At 47.3% G+C, this 19251-nt stretch carries 12 protein-coding genes; 1 reads left to right on the forward strand and 11 read right to left on the reverse strand.

Features of this window, described 5'->3' with window-relative positions:
• Positions 1-91: 91 nt before the first annotated feature.
• The 8 genes from NSS94_RS01125 to NSS94_RS01160 form a co-directional block, all read right to left on the reverse strand.
• The gene (locus tag NSS94_RS01125; RefSeq protein ID WP_341038340.1) at positions 92-3136 is read right to left on the reverse strand and encodes a glycoside hydrolase family 2 TIM barrel-domain containing protein; all 3045 of its coding nucleotides are present in this window, start codon (positions 3134-3136) and stop codon (positions 92-94) included.
• A 52-nt stretch (positions 3137-3188) separates the two neighbouring features.
• Positions 3189-4013 carry a carbohydrate ABC transporter permease gene (locus NSS94_RS01130; protein ID WP_013308300.1) on the reverse strand — a complete coding sequence of 275 codons (825 nt, stop codon included), beginning with the start codon at positions 4011-4013 and terminating at the stop codon, positions 3189-3191.
• Entirely contained in the window at positions 4010-4906 is an 897-nt protein-coding gene (locus NSS94_RS01135) for a carbohydrate ABC transporter permease (RefSeq protein ID WP_013308301.1), read from the reverse strand. Before NSS94_RS01135 ends, NSS94_RS01130 begins: the two co-directional genes overlap by 4 nt.
• 101 nt (positions 4907-5007) lie before the next feature.
• Positions 5008-6297 (reverse strand): ABC transporter substrate-binding protein, encoded by a 1290-nt coding sequence (locus tag NSS94_RS01140; protein WP_029516911.1) that lies wholly within the window; start codon positions 6295-6297, stop codon positions 5008-5010.
• A gap of 340 nt (positions 6298-6637) precedes the next feature.
• The gene (locus tag NSS94_RS01145) at positions 6638-8452 is read right to left on the reverse strand and encodes a cache domain-containing sensor histidine kinase (RefSeq protein ID WP_029516910.1); all 1815 of its coding nucleotides are present in this window, start codon (positions 8450-8452) and stop codon (positions 6638-6640) included.
• A 38-nt stretch (positions 8453-8490) separates the two neighbouring features.
• Positions 8491-10050 (reverse strand): response regulator transcription factor, encoded by a 1560-nt coding sequence (locus NSS94_RS01150; RefSeq protein ID WP_341038342.1) that lies wholly within the window; start codon positions 10048-10050, stop codon positions 8491-8493.
• A gap of 260 nt (positions 10051-10310) precedes the next feature.
• Positions 10311-10946 carry a uridine kinase gene (gene udk / locus NSS94_RS01155; RefSeq protein ID WP_013308305.1) on the reverse strand — a complete coding sequence of 212 codons (636 nt, stop codon included), beginning with the start codon at positions 10944-10946 and terminating at the stop codon, positions 10311-10313.
• A 75-nt stretch (positions 10947-11021) separates the two neighbouring features.
• The gene (locus NSS94_RS01160) at positions 11022-11543 is read right to left on the reverse strand and encodes a ClbS/DfsB family four-helix bundle protein (protein ID WP_341038344.1); all 522 of its coding nucleotides are present in this window, start codon (positions 11541-11543) and stop codon (positions 11022-11024) included.
• 374 nt (positions 11544-11917) lie between these two features.
• On the opposite strand from NSS94_RS01160, the gene NSS94_RS01165 reads away from it, so the two are divergent.
• Positions 11918-14011 carry a pectate lyase family protein gene (locus NSS94_RS01165; protein WP_341038346.1) on the forward strand — a complete coding sequence of 698 codons (2094 nt, stop codon included), beginning with the start codon at positions 11918-11920 and terminating at the stop codon, positions 14009-14011.
• Positions 14012-14101: 90 nt separating this feature from the next.
• Here the strand turns inward: NSS94_RS01165 and NSS94_RS01170 are convergent, their stop codons facing one another.
• The 3 genes from NSS94_RS01170 to NSS94_RS01180 form a co-directional block, all read right to left on the reverse strand.
• A complete protein-coding gene (locus NSS94_RS01170) occupies positions 14102-14446 on the reverse strand; it encodes a hypothetical protein (RefSeq protein ID WP_016820169.1) in 345 nt (114 codons plus the stop codon).
• 113 nt (positions 14447-14559) lie between these two features.
• Positions 14560-17523, reverse strand: coding sequence for a DEAD/DEAH box helicase (locus tag NSS94_RS01175; RefSeq protein WP_341038348.1), 2964 nt, complete (start codon positions 17521-17523; stop codon positions 14560-14562).
• Positions 17520-19175, reverse strand: coding sequence for an SWIM zinc finger family protein (locus tag NSS94_RS01180; RefSeq protein ID WP_029516905.1), 1656 nt, complete (start codon positions 19173-19175; stop codon positions 17520-17522). The genes NSS94_RS01175 and NSS94_RS01180 overlap by 4 nt, the downstream gene beginning before the upstream one ends.
• Positions 19176-19251 lie beyond the last annotated feature (76 nt).

The following is a 19251-nucleotide window of genomic DNA, read 5'->3' on the forward strand; positions in this document are numbered from 1 at the left end:
AATGATAAAATGCAAAAGCCCTTCCGGCTTTCCATGAGGGAAGTAGCGGAAGGGCTTTTGTTATATATACTTGCCTATGCGGGGAGTGTATTTATATCCGCTGCACGGTGAACTCGAATTCCAGCTTTTGATCGGCTGGGATTTGATATTCCTCATGTACCGGAGCACCCCAGCTGTCGTCGCCGCCTACGCCCATTTGCTTGCCAGCTACGGTGACAACGGTGTAATACACGTTCGGCAGCTCATACAGATGGTATGCACTTTCCAGCTCGAACGCTGTATACGGCGAGATATTGCATTCCACTGGTGCGGTGGCAGGTGCGGTAATGCGGATGCCCCGCCGTGAATCGTCAGTAATATCGACACGGCGCACGCCTGTACGATTGCCGGATTCCTGTGGCACGACATACCCGGACACGTTATCCGCAGCTTCGTTACGGAATACGCCAAGTCTAGCACCGAAGGCCCGGTCGATATAATTCTCCTCCGGTCCCATCGCATACCAGTCCAGATGGCGGTAGTCCGCTGGAACCTTGAACGAAAGGGCAAAGATCGGTAGGTTAGGCAGTCCTGATACACCTTCATAGGTGGATTTTACGTTCAGACTGCCATCTGCGAAGACGGTGTAGGCTACCGTTACCTGTGCGTCCGCATGAATGCTCAGCGTGTAGCGGAATGCAACAGTTACACGGTCTGTCTGCTCTTCCGTGACCTCGATGCCCACGCATTTACGTGTCAGACTTGCAGCGAACCAGCCACCAGCTTCAAAGCCCAGTGCGGTTCCCCGATCATTGTCTGTGGTCGCCCGCCAGAACAACGGGGCAGGAGGCGTAGCGATCATCTCGCGTCCAGCGTAGCGAAGTGAAGTCAGGCTGCCTGCTCCTTTGGAGAACATGATGGTGAAATCCGTACCATGAACGCCGATATTTACATCGCCATGCACCACTCGTAGGGCTCCACCTGTAGGAGCTTTCAGCGGATTTGGATTTTCCACAATGAAAATATGCTGTCCGAAGGCTACTTCATGCCCAGCGTCGGCCCAAATCGTCGCTTCCTTCAATACAAGCGCCGTGTGAATGACATATTCCCCAGGCTTCCCGTCTGTGCTTGGGAACGTCAATGGAATATAGGCTTCGGTCTGAGCCGCCACATCTACATGAATGGTATTCCGTGCGATCTCTTGGCCCTCATGCAGCAGGCTGTATACAAGCTCGTAGTCCTCCGTTCCTTCGAACAGGTTTTCGTTGCGAATAGTTACGCCACTGCGATCCGGGGTGAGCTTCAAATTTTGGTACAGGAATTTGACCTCCTGCATCTTCGGTGAAACCTTCCGGTCCGCATAGACAATTCCGTCCGTACAGAAGCCGTAGTCTGTTGGACGGTCGTCAAAGTCGCCGCCGATCGCGAGGTACTCGCGTCCGTAGCGATCTTTTTTCATGACCGCCTGATCGATGTAATCCCAAATAAAACCGCCCTGATACAGCTCGTATTTGTTCTCCAGCTCAGTATACTTGTGCATGCCGCCTACGGAATTACCCATTGCATGCATATATTCGCAACTGATATACGGTTTTTGCGGATTGTCGTTCAGATATTGCTCGATATCTGCGGGTTTGGCGTACATCCGGCTCTCCATATCGCTGGTATCATCGTACGTACGGTTGTGAAACACGCCTTCGTAGTGCACCAAGCGACTCGAGTCGGTGGCTCGGAAATAGTTAGCTACATTGCGCAGCACTTCACCTGCATACGACTCATTACCGCAGGACCAGATCAGAATGGACGCATGGTTTTTGTCCCGTTCCAGCATGGAAATGGCGCGATCCATAACGATATCCTGCCACTCAGGCAGATTAGCGGGAATATTCCAGGATGGCTCGACGGCGCCAAGTTTTTGCCAGGAACCGTGTGTTTCCAAGTTCATTTCATCAATTACATAGACCCCGTACTCATCGCATAGCTCATACCACAGTGTCTGATTCGGGTAATGAGAGGTACGTACAGCGTTCATATTATTCTTCTTGAGCGTCCGGATATCCCACAGCATATCTTCACGGGAAATCGCACGTCCAGTGCGAGCGTTAAATTCATGGCGGTTCACACCTTTAAAGACGATGCGTTTGCCGTTCAAATGCATGACCTTGTTGATCAGCTCAAATTTACGGAAGCCGATTTTTTGTGGAATGACTTCCACGAGCGATCCACTGGCATCATAAATTTGAATGAACAACGTGTACAAATAGGGTTTCTCCGCGCTCCAGCTCTGCACTTGTTCTAAGGTTGCTGATAGCGAAGCGGTGCCATCCGTAAAGTCAGCTTTCAAAGAAGCTACAACATGGCCGACAGCATTTTTCACATCGACAGTTGCATAGGCAGTTGCTGGTTTTTCCAAGGTCAATTTCAGCTCCAGAAGGCCCTGTGTGTAGGAAGCATCCAGATCTGCCTTGGCATGCAGGTCACGTACGTGAACCGTAGGGATGGTATAGAGATATACGTCTCTGAAAATACCAGAAAAACGCCAAAAGTCTTGATCCTCCAGCCATGCTCCCGTACTTCTTTGATATACCTCTACCGCCAGCTTGTTTTCGCCTGCTTGCAGGAACGGTGTCAGTTCGAAATCAGAAGGTGTAAAGCTATCCTCACTGTAACCAACAAATTGTCCGTTCAGCCATACATAGAAAGCCGACTCGACGCCTTGGAAAGAAATGAATACAGGCTGCGCGTCGGAAGCCATATTTTCCGGCAAAACAAAGCTTTTGATATAGCTTCCGACTGGGTTGTGATCCTCTGGAATATGGGGTGGGCGAACGTCCGAATGTCCGTCCCATGGATACATCGTATTCACGTACTGCATTTGGCCAAAGCCTTGTGTCTGAATGTGACCCGGCACCTGAATATCGCTCCAGCCGCCATACTCAAACCCAGGCGCATAGAACTCTACCGGACGACTGGCTGGATTCGTTGCATAGTTAAATTTCCAGCTCCCATTCAGGCTATGGCGCCAAGCCATATCAGCTTGCTGCTCCGCTTCCTGAAGCGTAGCGTAATATTTGTGATCGGAATAGGCGGGGAGCCGATGTACAGCAAATTTGGTTACGTCGGTCAGCCAGTCCAGACTAGGGGGTTGGATGGTCAAGGCGAACACTCCTTATTTATAAAATGAAATGAAGAACGTACACAGAAATCTGTTATTTTACCGAACCCACCATGCCTGCTACAAAGTGTTTCTGCATCAGGAAGAATACCAGTGCAGTCGGTAGTGTGGACAGGACAATGGCGATCATGATGACACCGTAATCCGGTGCATAGCTGGAGCCGAGGTTCGAGATCAACAGTGGGATGGTTTGATTCTCCGGCGTTTGCAGCACGATCAAAGGCCAGAGGTAGTTGTTCCAGCTGGACATGAACGTAATAATCGCGGCAGCAGCATAGGTTGTTTTCATCGTAGGCATATATACCCGGAAGAACAGACCCAGCTCGGATAATCCATCCATACGACCCGCTTCAAGCAGATCCTTGGGGAACATTTTGGTACTTTGACGGAAAAAGAAGATCAGGAACGCCGTAGTTACGGTCGGAATGACAACGGAAGAGAGCGTATCGATACCGATCCACGGTATGACATTAGAAATACTGCCGAACATCCGGTAAAGCGGGATCATGATTGCCGCAAATGGAATCATCATAGACATCAGCAGGATATTGAAAACAACGTCTTTTGCTTTACTTCTGTAAATTTCAAAGCCATAACCAGCCAGTGATGCGATTAGCATAGCCAGCAATGTAGTCGAGATGGAGACTTTTGCAGAGTTACTTAGTGCGGTAACGATGTCTACTTTTTCCAGCAAATTGTGCATGTTATCCATCAGATGGGAGCCAGGCAGAAGCTTGCCCTTGGTCACATCGACTGATAGGTTCGTGGCGCTGGATAGCATCCACAGGAACGGGAAAATCGAAACGAACGACACAAGGATCAGAAAGGCGTACGTAAATGCTCTTTTTGTTTTCATCATTTTTTCTCACCTGCCACTTTGAACTGGATAATCGACAAGATAATGATCATAATGACGATGGAATAAGATACGGTCGCCGCATAACCAAAGTCGGATGAATACTTGAAGGACAGATTGTAAATATATTGCGAAATTGAAGATGTCGCGTTCCCTGGTCCACCCTTGGTAATATTCATAATTTCATCGAAGAGTTGGAGTGTACCAATCGTTGATGTAATCGAAGTGAACAGGATAATCGGCTTAAGCAGTGGAACCGTAATGCTGAAAAACTGTCGGATCGGGGAAGCTCCGTCAATACGGGCCGCTTCGTAGATGGAACTGTCAATGTTCTGAAGACCAGACAGGTAAAAGATCATATTATAACCAGTCCAGCGCCATGTGATCGCGATAATAATCGTAACCTTGGCCCAGAAAGGGTCTGTAATCCATTGGATGGGCGTGCCAATCACGTGCAGATTCAGCAACAAGGAGTTTACCAAACCGTCAGATGAGAACAAATACTTGAAAACAACCGAGTATGCTACAAGGGATGTGATACACGGCAAGAAGATAGCGGTGCGGAAAAAGCCCTTGAATTTCAGGTTTTTATCATTCAACAATACCGAAATGAACAGAGCCAGAATGACCATCAAAGGCACTTGGAAAATTAAATAGATAAACGTATTCTTCACGGCGGTTATAAACATTTTATCGGTGAAGAGTCGCTTGTAGTTATCAATGCCGTTAAAGCTCAGATTAGACCCTGTACCTGTCTTAAAGGACAAGATAAGCGCCTGAATCATCGGATAGAAATAAAAAGCGGCGATCATGATCACTGCGATGGATATGAACAACCATCCTGTCATACCTGCTTTGAGACGTGTTGTAGTTATTTTGGGCGCGGCTGTCTTCATACCATGTCAACTCCCTGTGCAGCAATAAAACCTTGAACTCGCAAGCCCAAGGTTTTAAGTGCTTTTCGTTTTATTATTTAGCCTTGGCTAGATGGACTGTCTTATTTAAGCTGTGCTTCCGCTTGTCCTTGAGCATCTTTCAGAACTGCGTCTACATCTTTTCCGTTCAGATAGTTTTGAATTTCAACGGTCATGATATCCTCAATGGCATACGTGTGCAGACCATAATTGACTTTTGGAACTTGTTTAGTCCATTCTGCAAATTTCTTGTATACTTTGTCGCCTCCGAAGTACGGATCCTCCACGTCATAAGCTTTACCGCTGGAAGCTGCGTTCAATGAACCGACAATTCCAATTTTGCTCAGCATATCTTGATACAGCTCTGTATCTGTTCCGAATGTTTCTTTCAGGAAATCAGCAGCGGTATCTTGACCGTCCGAGTTAAGGACATACCAGGAGCTGCCGCCGAGGCTAGAAGCATTCACGGATTCAGGTATATTTTTCAGCTTAGGGAAAGGAACAACGGCCCATTTACCCGATTGCGAAGCTTCTGCTTTGATCGAAGGTGTAATCCAGTTACCTGTAGGTACGGAAGCAACTGCACCGCTGTTGAATGCGGCCAAGAACTGACTCCAGTCGGCATTCATTTTAACAATGTTAGCGTCGAACAAGGATTTGTACGTCAAGAGCGCTTCTTTCAGAGCTGGATTACCAGCCAGGTTTGGTGTCTTACCGTCTTCTTTCAGGTACCATGAACCTGCAGTTTGGATCATACCACGGATCAGACCGAGGTCATTCGGATCTTGAGTCAGCATTTCTTTGCCTGTTTTTTGTTTTACGGCTTTACCAATTTCAATAAATTTGTCCCAATCAATATTGGTCAGGTCCGCTACTTTGTAGCCGGCTTGTTCTAGATAATCCGTTCTTACATACAGTCCCATAACACCGGAGTCGAATGGAACACCGTACTGCTTGCCATTGTAACTAGTCGGTCCGATTTTATAATCAGCGAAGTCGGATGCTTTGATCGTGCTGCTCATATCATGGAAAGAATCAGGATAGGCTTGCAGGAAGTTCTGTGCCCGATAATCCTCGATCAGAACCACGTTCGGCAATCCTTTGGTAGATCCGGAGTTAAGGCCGGCATTCATTTTTTGTACGATATCGTTTTGAGCATATTCAACAATGTTTACGGTTACATCTGGATGTTTCGCAACGTAGCGATCTTTTGCCAGCTTCAGGGCTGCGATATTAAAGTTCGGGTCCCAAGCCCAGACGGTGATTTCTTTTTTGCCTGAATCTGTGGTTGTAGCTGCTTTCTCGGAATTGCTGGAGCATGCGGATAGCAAGATCAAGCTTGCAATCAGCAGAAGGAAAGTCATTTTTTTCATTTTGTTCAACCCCTACTCTTTTTTTATATGTTGCTTGCCAGTTCTAAATCTCTTGAATGAAAGCGGTTACCTTGTTTGTAAATCTAGTGTACCATCCATACTTTGTCGGTGTTAGGAATATCTTTATACGGATTGGTCTTATTATTATGATTTATGAAAAAAGGTACCGCTTACATTTGTGTTTTATTTTGATTTAGGTATTTTTTTTAGGTTGAACTAAAGTTGTTCACTAAGCGCCACTGCGCGGCCGGATGGTGCTTCCCATCGCTGTTGCTTGTACAGCACCATTCCGCCCACTCCGTTCTTGTTCCACCTTCTTTGTTTAGTTCAGCCTATTTTTTTATGGGGTAGGTGGGGTGGGTTTTACGATCAGTGGGAGGGTCATTCTCACTTTGGTGCCCTCGCCTTTTTTACTGGAGATGGTCACGCCGTATTCTTCTCCATATAAAAGGGTAATGCGGTTGTGCACATTCTGGATGCCGATGCCTGTGAACAGTTGGCGCTTGCTCTTGGGATTCGGCAGTCCGTCTTGCGCCGTATGCCCGTCCAAATCCATACCGTCCCCATCATCGACCACCTCACAGATCAATGTATCCTCCGTTTTGGACACCAATATATAGATGTGGCCTACATTTTTTTCATTAAACGCATGGAAAAAAGAGTTTTCGATAAAAGGCTGAATGATGAGCTTGGGCACATGGTACTCCAGACAATCGGGTGATACAAAATAATTCACTTGTACCCGCTGCCCGTAGCGCACATGGTTAATGAACACATAATTTTGCATGTTGGCCATTTCCTGCTCGATGGTGATTGTTTCACTCACATTGCTGATTGTATTTTGCAGTAAGGAAATGAGCGCATTGATCGTTTCGGCGGCTGTTTCCTTGTTTCCTTTGAGTACCAGCATTTTGATCGAAGCCAGTGTATTGTACAGAAAATGCGGATTGATCTGCCGTTGTAGTGCAGCAAGCTCTGCGTTTCGTTGGCCTTTTTGCGTCTCTAAAAGCTTACGGATATAGTCATTTAGTTCATCCAACATGTAGTTGTAAGCATGACTTAATTGTCTAACCTCATAGCTGCCTGTTACCGGGATATAATTATCAAAATTTTTCTCACGTATGGTCGACATTTGCTTCACCAGTCGAGTCAGGGAACGAATTAGTCGACGGGATATCAGAAAAACGATCACCAAAGCAATCAGTACGATGGCAATGCAGATCCAGACAACGGATTTAACGTCAATAATTTGCCCAATCGCGGCTTGTCTGTCGATCATGTTCACCAGATAAAAATCAAATGAAGGGATATAGTTGGAAAGGAGGATACTCTCCTTATTCATCACATCCGCATTAATGTAGTTCAATCCCTGTTCATTGATTTTTGTGGCATAGCCTAGCAGCTCACTGGAGCGTTGTCCGATCAGGTCCTGGCGGTTGCTTGATACAATTAATCCCGACTTGTCCAAAATAAGCACATCATTGCCGTTGCTCGTGAAATTGTTGTAGAAACGGCGAAATTCAGGCTCTCGGATAGCGATGTAGATCATGCCGTACAGGGTGCCACTGGTCCGCTCCATAAATGGTTTGGAGGCGATGATATAGGGTGTTGGCTTTTGCGCGGTGGTATTCATTTGTTGCTGAAATAATTCAGTATCCAATTGATACATAAGCTGTGCCGGTCGTGCTACACTTTGGGCTGTAATCGCACTGCTTTTAAGCTCTTCCGCAGTTACAGGCCAATAGGATGAGTCAGAGTAAAAGCTCCGACCGTTCAGACCAGTTACAGCGACACCAACATCATAGGCATCGACGTTCGATTTAATTTGCTTCATTTGCTGTGCCATTCCGAAGTAAGTCCTCGCCGAGTTAATCGAGTCAGATTGACCGCCAGTCAGATAGTTCTTGACCGTTCCATTTTCCGAAGCATGGGTTACGGCATTCACGATGGAATCATTGAAGGATTCAAAGCTGGATTGAATCTGGCTGAGTACCTTGGCATTTGTAATACTGAATGTCTCCGCAAAAAGTCGTTCAGACATTCGAATTGTCACCAAAGAGGTCAGCAAGGACACCGCAGTGATGCTGACCACCATAACAATAAAGATTTTGAAGAACAGACCTTGATATTTGATCTTATGCATATATCTTTTCATATTCAATCTCTTTTCTGCTGGCAGATGTGACTTACTCTCTAATAGAGATGCTCCCGGCGGTACTGACTGGGCGAGGAACCCTTCACCTTTTTGAACACTTTGGTAAAATAGCTGGGGTCCGAATAGCCTACCATGCTGCTAATATCCGAAATGGACATCGTCCCCGACCGTAGTAACTCTGCGGCTTTTTCAACCCGAATTTTGTTCAGATACTCGCTAAAACCTTCTGTATGGTGTGCCGTAAAATAACTGGACAAGTAAGAAGGGTTAAAGTGAAAATATTGCCCAAGTGTCGTCAAATTGAGTGTTTCAGCATGATGCTCCTCAATATACTCCAGCAGTTTTTTCATGCTTGCGCTACTTCCCGGCTGTGTCTTGGCCATGATCTGCCTGTTCGCTTCCTCCAAAAAGGCCTCCAGAAGGCGCACAGCTTCATGTACATGAGGGGCATCATTAATTGTTTTGAAATAGGAATATTTCGCCGCATCCAACTCCTTCATATCATACCCCTGATTCCCGAGCAAAATCGTAATGTTGAACACGATATTTCCAAGAAGCGATTTGAATTCAAAAGCGGTAGAGGTATAGTTACCGGACATGGCGGCTACATAGGACCTCAAATCCTGAAAAGCTGTATCAAAATGCTCACGCTTCATCTCTTCTGTAAATTGTTTTAAGTTAAACGAGCTGTTCACTTGTACAGGCTGAGGGAGTTCGTCTTCTATTAACAGCGCTGTTCCTGGGAAATAAAAGCGGTAACTCAGCAGTTTTGGCAGTTCATCCTGATAGACGTCACTAATCTGATTGAACTCATCAAATAAATGGCTAACTGCCCAGCCTGTCTGTGGATCGACTCGCTTTGTCTCCTGAGCAACTTCCCTAACCGCAGCCATCCAGGCGTCTACTTCCCGTGGATCAAGATTGGCTAAAAACACAGCCGCATAGCCATCAGATGGCAGTTGTCGCAGTACGATGTACTCACAGGCAGAGGATACTCGATCTGTAAGCTTGGAAAATAGGTCCGAGGCAGAGATGGAGCGCCCTTTATCCTGCTGTGCCAGCTGTTCTATACCTATGAGCGCAAAACGGGCATAAGGAAATGCTTGCTTCAGCAGCTCGGCGTCATAGTCCATGCTATACCCGGAGATCAGCTTTTCGATCACATGATCTATCGTAATTTGACTATTCCCGGCATCTGCTTGATATTGAATGGATGGAATTTTGCGAGCGGTTCTCTGGAGCACTTGGAGCAACTCATCCGTGTCTAGCTTAGGCTTTAAAATATAGTCAGCAACCCCTTGCTGAAAGGTGGATCGCACGTAATTAAACTCGCCGTAACTGCTAAGTACAATGACTTCGATATCTGGATAGTTCTGTCTGACTATGCGCGTCAGCTCCTCGCCATCCATGATCGGCATTACGATATCTGTAATGACAATATGAGGGCGCAAGGTTTCAATCAGCTCCAATGCTTCTTTCCCGTTAGAAGCTTCACCTACAATTCGAAATCCATACTGTTCCCACGATAAATGGTGTTTAATTCCTTGCCGTACCAATATCTCATCATCCACAATCAAAATGTTGCATAGCTCATTCATGGCAGCACTCTCCGTAATTATACCTATTCGAGGATTTTGCAAAAATCCTGATTCAAAAAAGACCTCCATCACGTGGACGTCATATCATCTGAGGCACATATTTGATAACGCTTCCAACTTAGCTTGAATCTAAAGCATTTAACCTTTACATGCTAACATAAACCACACGGGGATTCCAAAAAAAAATAGTCCGAATGGCATATAAAACACAAAAAAGGCAGCCGAGAAAACCTCGACAGCCTTAAACAACCGGGATTACCTTATACAGTACCCCAAGTCCGATCTCCTGCCAAATATTTTTCAGTCAAAATAGACAGCAGTTGAATGCCAACCTCATTGTGTCCTCCCTCAGGAAGGATCAGGTCAGCGTATTTCTTGGAAGGCTCAATAAATGCCTCATGCATCGGCTTAACCGTAGTCAGATAGTGATCGTGGATCGAATGGATGGTGCGGCCGCGTTCCTCAATATCGCGAAGAACCCGACGGAGAATACGCACATCAGGGTCCGTATCCACAAATACTTTGATGTCAAGCAGGCTGCGGAGCTTTTCGTCTGACAGTACGTGCAGACCCTCCAACATAACGATATGATTTGGCAGAAGCTCTACCGTCTCGTCCGTGGAGCGGGCATGAACCGTAAAATCATACACGGGCGCTTGTGTCGCTTGTCCTTTTTTCAGACATTGGAGATGCTCAATAAGCAATTCGTTGTCAAAGGCAAACGGATGATCATAATTGACCAAAGCACGTTCATCATAACTCAGATGTGAATGGTCTTTATAATAGTTATCCTGAGATATGAAAGTCACTTTATTAGATCCCAGACGCTCAACGACGGCGCGTGCTACCGTCGATTTACCGGAACCTGTACCGCCGGCAATACCAATAATAAGCATGGCGTTTCACTTACCCTTCCCTAAATGTATCCCGATACAACTCAAGTATTGTAGCACAATGCACACTTTTTTTCATCACTGTTGAACTTTGTATTTCTTCCATTTCCGTATCTTGGCTCTGAATGTTTTAAACGGTGCCACCGAGTTGATGTGAATCCATCTTGCCATGGGCCAGTTTGGATTCGTACCCGTCCAATTGTGAACGCCTTGAGTGAAGAGCTCTTCGTGGCTAAGTGTGTCGATCCAATCCAGCCACTTTTGCTCAGTCAACTTGAACATATCGCGTAATTCGCGTAAAGATTGGTGGGAGTAAGTCTTGTAAAATGATTGATATAGTCCGCCTAGTCTGTTCCATTTATAATTGGGGGCGGGCATGATGACGGTTTTTCCTTCCCGTTCGTCTCTGTCCCATGTCATGACAAGATGAAGCCATCCGAGCTGGTAGGCAATCATCTCTGCGGGTGTTTTATCTACTTCAGGGATACGAATATCTTTTTGGCTCTCGTCGATCTCCTGAAACTCACCGTCAAATCGTAAGTAGGAGGCATGAATGGCTTCCTTTAACTCCGATTTGGAAGCGTAGTCGTAGCTGGACATCTCATCGCTCCTTTAAATGATATGGATGATACTCACCCCTTTATATGTACCATTCCCAATATGACAACTGTATGTCTTATTCAAAAATAAAAAAATATCGTTTTTTGTGATTTTATGAAACAGAATTTGGCGTGTTCACGAAACAGGATGCAAAATTAATTGAAAGATTAAGACAAAAGATAAGTAATTAGACATATTTTAATATATATTTAAATGCCTATAATTATTGGAGTATAGCGCTTGAGGGCCCTCATTGGTGTTGGGATATTATTCTCTTCATCAGTACGTTATATACCGTTGGGAATATCATGTCCGATGAACGGTGCAACCTTTGCTTTAGTATTCATGAATCTAATAAAGAAGGGGATTGTTATATGAAATCGAGTTTGCTAAGAAAATGTGCAAGTGTAATGTTAAGCAGTACGTTGGTACTGTCTTTATCATTACCGTTGCTAGGTCATGCACATGCGGATGGGAATTTACAGATAAGTGATGATTTTGAGCAGGGAGAAGCTCAAGGCTGGACCGCGGATTCGGGGAACTGGTCTGTGGTCAAGGATGGGAATGGCTCTACATACCAGCAATCTAGTCGAAGCGAAAGCCATTCCGTTAAAGGTAATGCCTCATGGACGAACTACAGCGTGCAAGCAGATGTATATGTAAATGATTTTAATGGCTCCAATCGAGTCTACGTTGCAGGTAGATACACAGATTCCAACAACTTCTACGCAGCATCGTTGTACAACAAGAATGACGGAGCGCTTGAGATTCGAAAAAAAGTCAAAGGCTCTATGAAGACACTGGCTACCAATAAAAAATACAAACTGGACACGAATACATGGTACAGAGTTAAGCTGGAACTATCCGGTTCGGAAATCAAAATGTATGTCAATGATCAACTGGAGCTGTCCGCAACAGACACCAGCCTCACTGCTGGAGCCATTGGTTTGGTGACCTCCAAAGCAGCTGCCGAATTCGATAATGTGATTGTATCCGGTGCTTCTTCTGAGGTAGATCCAGGAACACCGCCTGTGAATCCAACACCAGGTACAGAAAAACCGACTCCTGGAGTGGACCCTGATGTAACCTCTAAAAGTAACTATAATTTGACTGGCTTTTCGTATGGTAATACAGGTGGTGGCAACATTGCGGATACAGATGCCAACTACAAAAAAGTTTACAACGCTGTAGATCTCAACGAAGCACTGAAGAAAGGCAGCAAAGTCAAAGTGATTGAGATTATGAACGATCTTGATCTCGGTTGGAATGAAATTCCTAGTGCTGCCAAAGTAATGCCTTTTAGTGCCAACAATCCTGTACAAACACATCCTGTTCTGAAAAAGACAGGTGTGAGCAAAGTCTATATCGAAAATATGAATGGGGTTACGATTTTCTCGGCCAATGGTGCGAAAATCAAACATGCCGGCTTTGTTATCAAAAGAAGCTCCAATTTGATTTTCCGTAACCTCGAATTTGATGAACTTTGGGAGTGGGATGAAGCAACCAAAGGGAACTATGACAAGAATGACTGGGACTATATTACTGTCGAAGGTGCAAGCTCCAAGGTATGGATCGACCATTGCACATTTAACAAAGCCTATGATGGTCTGGTAGATGTGAAAAAAGGGAGTAACGGAGTTACGATTTCCTGGTCCTTGTTCAAAGGAGATGACCGCAGCTCCAACAGCTGGGTAACCCAACAAGTCAATGCGATGGAAGCAGACAAGTCTTCCTATCCTATGTACGCTTATCTGAGAAGCAGTGCAGTAGGCATGAGTAAAGAAGATATCATTGATATTGCAGCAGGACAAAAGAAAGCGCATCTGGTTGGTGCCACGGAAATGGCAGGCGACAATGCGGATTTGGAAGTGACGCTGCATCATAATTACTACCTGGATATTCAGGACCGTATGCCACGTTTGCGTGGTGGTAATGCTCATGCATATAACATCGTTATGGACGATGCCGGATTGGCCAGAGCCAAAAAAAGAATTACTTCTGACATGGCTAAAGCAATTGCCGCAAAGGGATACCATTTTGATGTCGTGGGTAATGGTGCAATTTCAACAGAAAACGGCGCGGTATTGCTAGAAAAGTCTTATTTAATTGATGTGTTTTCTCCAGTGCGTAATAATCAAAAAGATCCTAACAAAGCGGATTACACAGGTAAAATCAAAGCCGAAGACGTTATCTTTTCCGACAATGGTACCGTATTCAGAGGAGGCAGTGAAGCTGCGAATAGCCCGTTAGCCCCTTATCCTGCGAAGGCCAAGGGCTTCTCTTGGAATGGGTTCACAACGTTGCCATACAGCTATACTGCCGAAGACCCTGCTAACCTGGTTGCTCAATTGCAGGCCAAGGATGGAGCGGGTGCAGGCAAGCTGAACTGGTCGAGTGAAAACTGGCTCAAAACGGTGTACAATACAGCCGCTACGAAAGATGCAATAGTGGAAGAAGATTCCGAATAGGTAGGCATATAAAAAAGCAGCCAGGACAGATATGCTCTGTTTCTGGTTGCTTTTTTGGTTACCCACGTTTAGGCTGCGTTCGGTATGAGCTTAACCAATAACGACAAATGAGGATACGCCAGCAGGTACGGATCTAACGCGGAATAATACTCCATCATCTCTAAAAGTACGCAGAATATAAGGCTGGTTCGTAGGTGTGCGGACTCTGTTGAATCGGGCAGTACCAAAGCGGTCGAAGCCTGCAGCTTGCACAAAGGTTCCATCTAAACGCCGGAGTGTTGCAAAAAATCCAGACGTGTTAAAAGGTACACCATCATTGTTAGCCCAGATAACTGTAAATCTACGAAGGGTTTGTGTTGGACTCACATTGCGATATCTCGTAACAGGAACCTTTCTGCCCGTAGATTTCAGCGTTTGTGGAGGACGAATGGCCACTTCAAATCAACTCCTTTGTTGTGATGAGATAGTAAATGCACACAAAGGAGTTTTGGACCGTGCTATAAACTACTGCTTCTTAAAAATAGGTATATATTGAACTTGGGACATCATTATGCCCACTCGCGCCGTAGCGTAAAGAGGTCTTTTAACGCGTCTGTAGACAGCTCAGTAATCCAGCCTTCGGTACTGGTTATGATTTGGTCGCTAAGCTGCTGCTTGCTCTCCAGCATTTCATCAATGCGTTCCTCGAGCGTGCCGAGCGAGATAAATTTGTGCACCTGTACATCCTTCGTTTGTCCCATCCGATAGGCTCGGTCTGTGGCCTGATTTTCAACAGCTGGATTCCACCAGCGATCAAAGTGAAAGACGTGGTTGGCTGCCGTCAGATTCAGACCCACCCCCCCGGCTTTGAGCGACAAAATAAACACGGATGGCTGCTCGGCAGGGGGGAGCGTGTGAGATTGGAATTGATCAATCATTCGGTCACGCGCCGTTTTGGACGTGCTACCGTTCAGATAGAGCACAGGCTCTTGCAACTCCTGAGCGAGTACCCGCTGGAGCATCTGCCCCATACCAATATACTGTGTAAAAATAAGGCAGCGCTCGCCCTCCTCCCGCAGTTCCTTGACCATAGCCAGAATGCGCTCTAGCTTGGATGAACGGCTAATGACCGTCTCAAGATCGGACGGACTATAACCGGAAGCCGCTGCATCCGGAAGAGCCTCCTTGGTTAAGAGGGCTGGGTGGTCGCAAAGCTGCTTCAACTGGGTAAGGGCGGATAAAATGGCTCCTTTCCGTTCAATCCCTTCCAGCTTCTGCATCCGTTCCATCAACTCTTTGACAATCTGGTCATAGAGCGCGCCCTGCTCAGAGGTCAGATGAATGTAGGTTTTCATCTCATTCTTGTCAGGCAAATCAAGCTGTATAGCAGGGTCCTTCTTCTTGCGCCGCAGCATGAAAGGCTGAACCAGCTTTTGCAAATCTAATGTGCGCTGCTCGTTATGTTCCTTCTCAATAGCATTCATAAAACGATTGCTAAAGGCGCGTGAGCTGCCCAGATAACCTGGATTGATAAAGTCATAAATGGACCATAGCTCGGACAAGCGATTTTCAATAGGTGTCCCGGTCAACGCAATCCGATGACGTGCAGGAAAGCTGCGCACGGCTGCGGATTGCTTGGTTTGCGCATTCTTAATGTTTTGCGCTTCATCCAGGCAGACCGAATCCCAGGTCATGCTTTGTAGTAGCTCTTGATCCAGGGTTGCCGTAGCGAAGGAGGTCAGGATGACATCGGCTTGCTCGACTTCTTCGCGGAACAAGTCTCCCTGCTCCCGCTTGCTTCCATAGTGCAGCATGACCTTCAATGAAGGGGCGAAGCGGCTGAGCTCCTTCTGCCAGTTGCCCAGCACCGACGTCGGGCAAATCAGCAGCGAACTGGAGCGGACACCCGTCTCAGCGGCAATTTCCTGTAAGTGCAGTAGATAAGTAATAAACTGCACCGTTTTACCAAGTCCCATGTCATCGGCCAGACAGGCCCCCAGTCCAAAACGCCGTAAAAAGGCAAGCCATGCGTACCCGTCCCTCTGATACGTCCGCAGCTCGGCTTGCAGCCCGTCCGGCACGTCCAATGCAGGCCATTCTGACTGCTGTCCGAGCTGGCTGATCAGCTTCAGCAGATGGGCATTCAGCTCGACTTCCAGCCGGAAGCGTGCCGCATCCTCCGGCTGCTCATTCGAGGCGTCGCCTTCAGGATCGTCGGCGTTGCCGAGCAGGTGCAGCTGCAGGATGTCCTGAAAGGACAATCCCTGAGCGCTGTCGATCCCGGCCATAGCCCGGCGGATCTGCGCCAGCAGCGCGGGGTCGAGCGCGATCCATTGCCCGCGGAAGCGCACCAAGCGCTCGTTGCGAGCGACCAGCTCGGCGAATTCCGACTCGCTCAGATCGGCATCACCGATGGCAACGCGCCAATCGAACTGGACAATCGAGTCCAGTCCGAACAGCGAGCTGCCCTTCGTGCGCTCTCCCGCCCCTTCGCCCGGGCGTACCTTGGCCCGCAGCTTCGGCTTCTTGCGGGTAGCTGCCTCCCACCAAGCCGGGAGCAGCACTTGCCAACCGCTTTCCAGCAGATGCTGGCTGTCGGTCGTCAGGAATTGCCACGCCGCTTCGTCGGAGAGCGGGCGATTCAGCACGTCATCGCGGCTTCCGGCACGCTGCCCGGCAGGCAAAATCGAGGTCAAGCCTTCTAGCCACCCGGCTGAGCGCTCACGGACATGTGCTGTCCAGGCATCGGGCCATGAGCCGGATGCGTACCCATCATCGGCGAGCTGTACAGGCACCAGCAACGCCGGGTCTTGCTTGTCCTGCAACACAAGCTTGAGCTGCCAGGACGGTTCGTCGTCCTCCAGCTCTGGCTCCAGCAGTTGTAGTAGTGGCCGAAAGGGCGCGGTATCAGCTTTCCAGCCGATGGCGATGAGCCAGGCCCGCGCGTCTAGACCCGCCGCGGCTGGGCGGTTGGAGGCGAAGAGAATCGGATATTCTCTTCGCAAATCGGCGGCTTCCGCTTCGGTGCCGTACCAGCGTTGAAATACGGCAGCCGAGAACGCCGCTATCAGCCCATCTTGTTCGTCCTTCTCCAAGTTGCCTAGCAAAGCAAGCTCTGCCGGCTGGATATTTTCCAGTGCTTCCGCATCCCATTCCCATTGCAGCTTCCCTGCCTGGAACGCCGTGAAGCTGGGCACATAGGCTTTCGCTTCAATACAGTGAGCAAGCGAAGGGATCAGCTGAAGCCATGGGGCATGGGCCTCGTCCCAGATCCATTCGATATGCTTTAGAAGCTCGCGCTCTGCCAGAAAAGGAATCACCTGCTCCGAAGGCAGCAGGATAATATCCGTGTCTTGAACATGTTGAATCTCCAGCTCGGTGCCATAAAACGAAGCCTCATGCCAAGCAAACAAACGCTGCTTCAGAATTTGGCCGGAAATGCTATAGTTCATGGAGGAATCGCCATAGATCAGCGCGTCTCCATAGGTAGTTAATTGGATATGCACGGTAATCGTTTCGGTATATTGACTCATGATAACAATTTCCCTTTCCGCAATTCCTCCTGTAGCGCCCGCAGGCGGCTATGACGGCTGGTGAAGGTCGTAAAGAACAGCTCCCAGCGTGATTCTTGCTTCATTTTCTTGTACAGCTTGAACAGCCGCTTTAATAGCTTGACTGCTGCTTTATAGCTGGATCTGTTTTTTTCTAGCACATAGCGTTCTACCGCTTGATGGTAAAAGGGGAGTAGTAACTCAGGCGCGTTCTTTTCAATGGGCTGTAACACGCTCACTCGAAAACTCAAAGGTTCACTGCGTATGCTTAGCTGATAGTCGATCCATGACCGCCATTTCTCGTGAGCAAGCAGTGCCTCTTCATACATTCCTCCGGCAAATGGAAGCATACCCACCAGCGTGTCCCACATGTCCTGCTCCGCTTCTGGAAGGTGCTGCAAAACCACATCCCAATCATGCATATAATCCTGTAAATGGTCATCCCGATGACTGTGAAGCAGGGGACCGATATGCCGCAGTCCGTCCTTGAGGCGTGCCCAATTCTCAGCTTTACGCAACGCCTGTAAGAACAAAAGCAATTGGTTGGAAGAGATTTTTAGTGGAAAAGCTCGTTCCGCTTCCTGAAGAAGTACCCAGGCTTCATTATCCTGCGATTGGAAAATATGCATCCAGCTGCGAGCCAACATCCACGGAAGCCTTGCTAAAGTAGTGCCGAGATCCTCCTCAGCCGCCTGCAAATGCTGTAATTCCTCCGTATATATGCTGGAGTCCTGTCTTACGGGATGCACCCAGTACAGCCAAAACTGATAATACGCGTCTGAAAAATAAGTACCGTTACGCGATTCTGTCAGCATTTTTCGGCGTAAATAGGCTAAGGTTTCTGCCATACGGGCTTCTTGCATCGGTTCATCGGTCAGCTCCAGTGGACTCTCAAAATCACGATCGATCGCTTCTTTAAGCTCATCGGCAGCAATTTGCGTGTAATACCCCATATAGGTATGAGAGGGATAGCCTGGCATGGAAGACTGAGGTACCAGCTTTTCCAGCACACGCAGATGAGCATGCAGTCCGTATAGCTGTTGCATGCCAGGTGAAAGCGGTGGCTTCACAGCATAGATCGAGGCTAAAGCGCTTTGGACAAATTGGGAGTTTTGTGTGTTCACACGATTAAGGGCGATACACTGATCGAACAGATCATGCCACTCTGAAATGGGCATGTCCGGTATTTTACTTGCAGTTTTACTGAGGGCGTTTCTTGTTGTTTCCTTGTGATCCGGTGAAAGATTCGACCGGGAAGGAGGTGTGTTACGCGTGTCAGCTTTTGTCGACAATCGAGTGAATCCCGCCGAATGAGCGTTCACTAAAGCATGTACAGAACGTTCCTGTTCATTCGCGTAATTCAGTAGTACGGCGATCATATGCTTGCAGTTGGCGTGGACAGGGCATGTACATCTGCTGGCAGCAAAAGCGCTCAAGTGGAGATCCACCTCGTATAGCTCGCTTCCATCCACGACAGCTGCAATATGATCGGCATCAGGCATTACGAATTCTTTTACCTTTCCTTGCTTAAAATATTGGAAACCTCGTTTGATCGTCACATCATTAAAATGGTCAGCCACGTTTTGAATAAGCTGTTGCCACTGTATATCATCCATAAGATAGGTTGGTTTCATATGCATTAGTCTCCTAAGAGAGAATAGTTAATCCGATGACTGCTTAACTCTTCCATTATATCAGTTCACGGATATA

The sequence above is a fragment of the Paenibacillus sp. FSL L8-0644 genome (assembly GCF_038008165.1).
In the GTDB taxonomy this organism is placed as follows: Bacteria; Bacillota; Bacilli; order Paenibacillales; family Paenibacillaceae; genus Paenibacillus; species Paenibacillus polymyxa_D.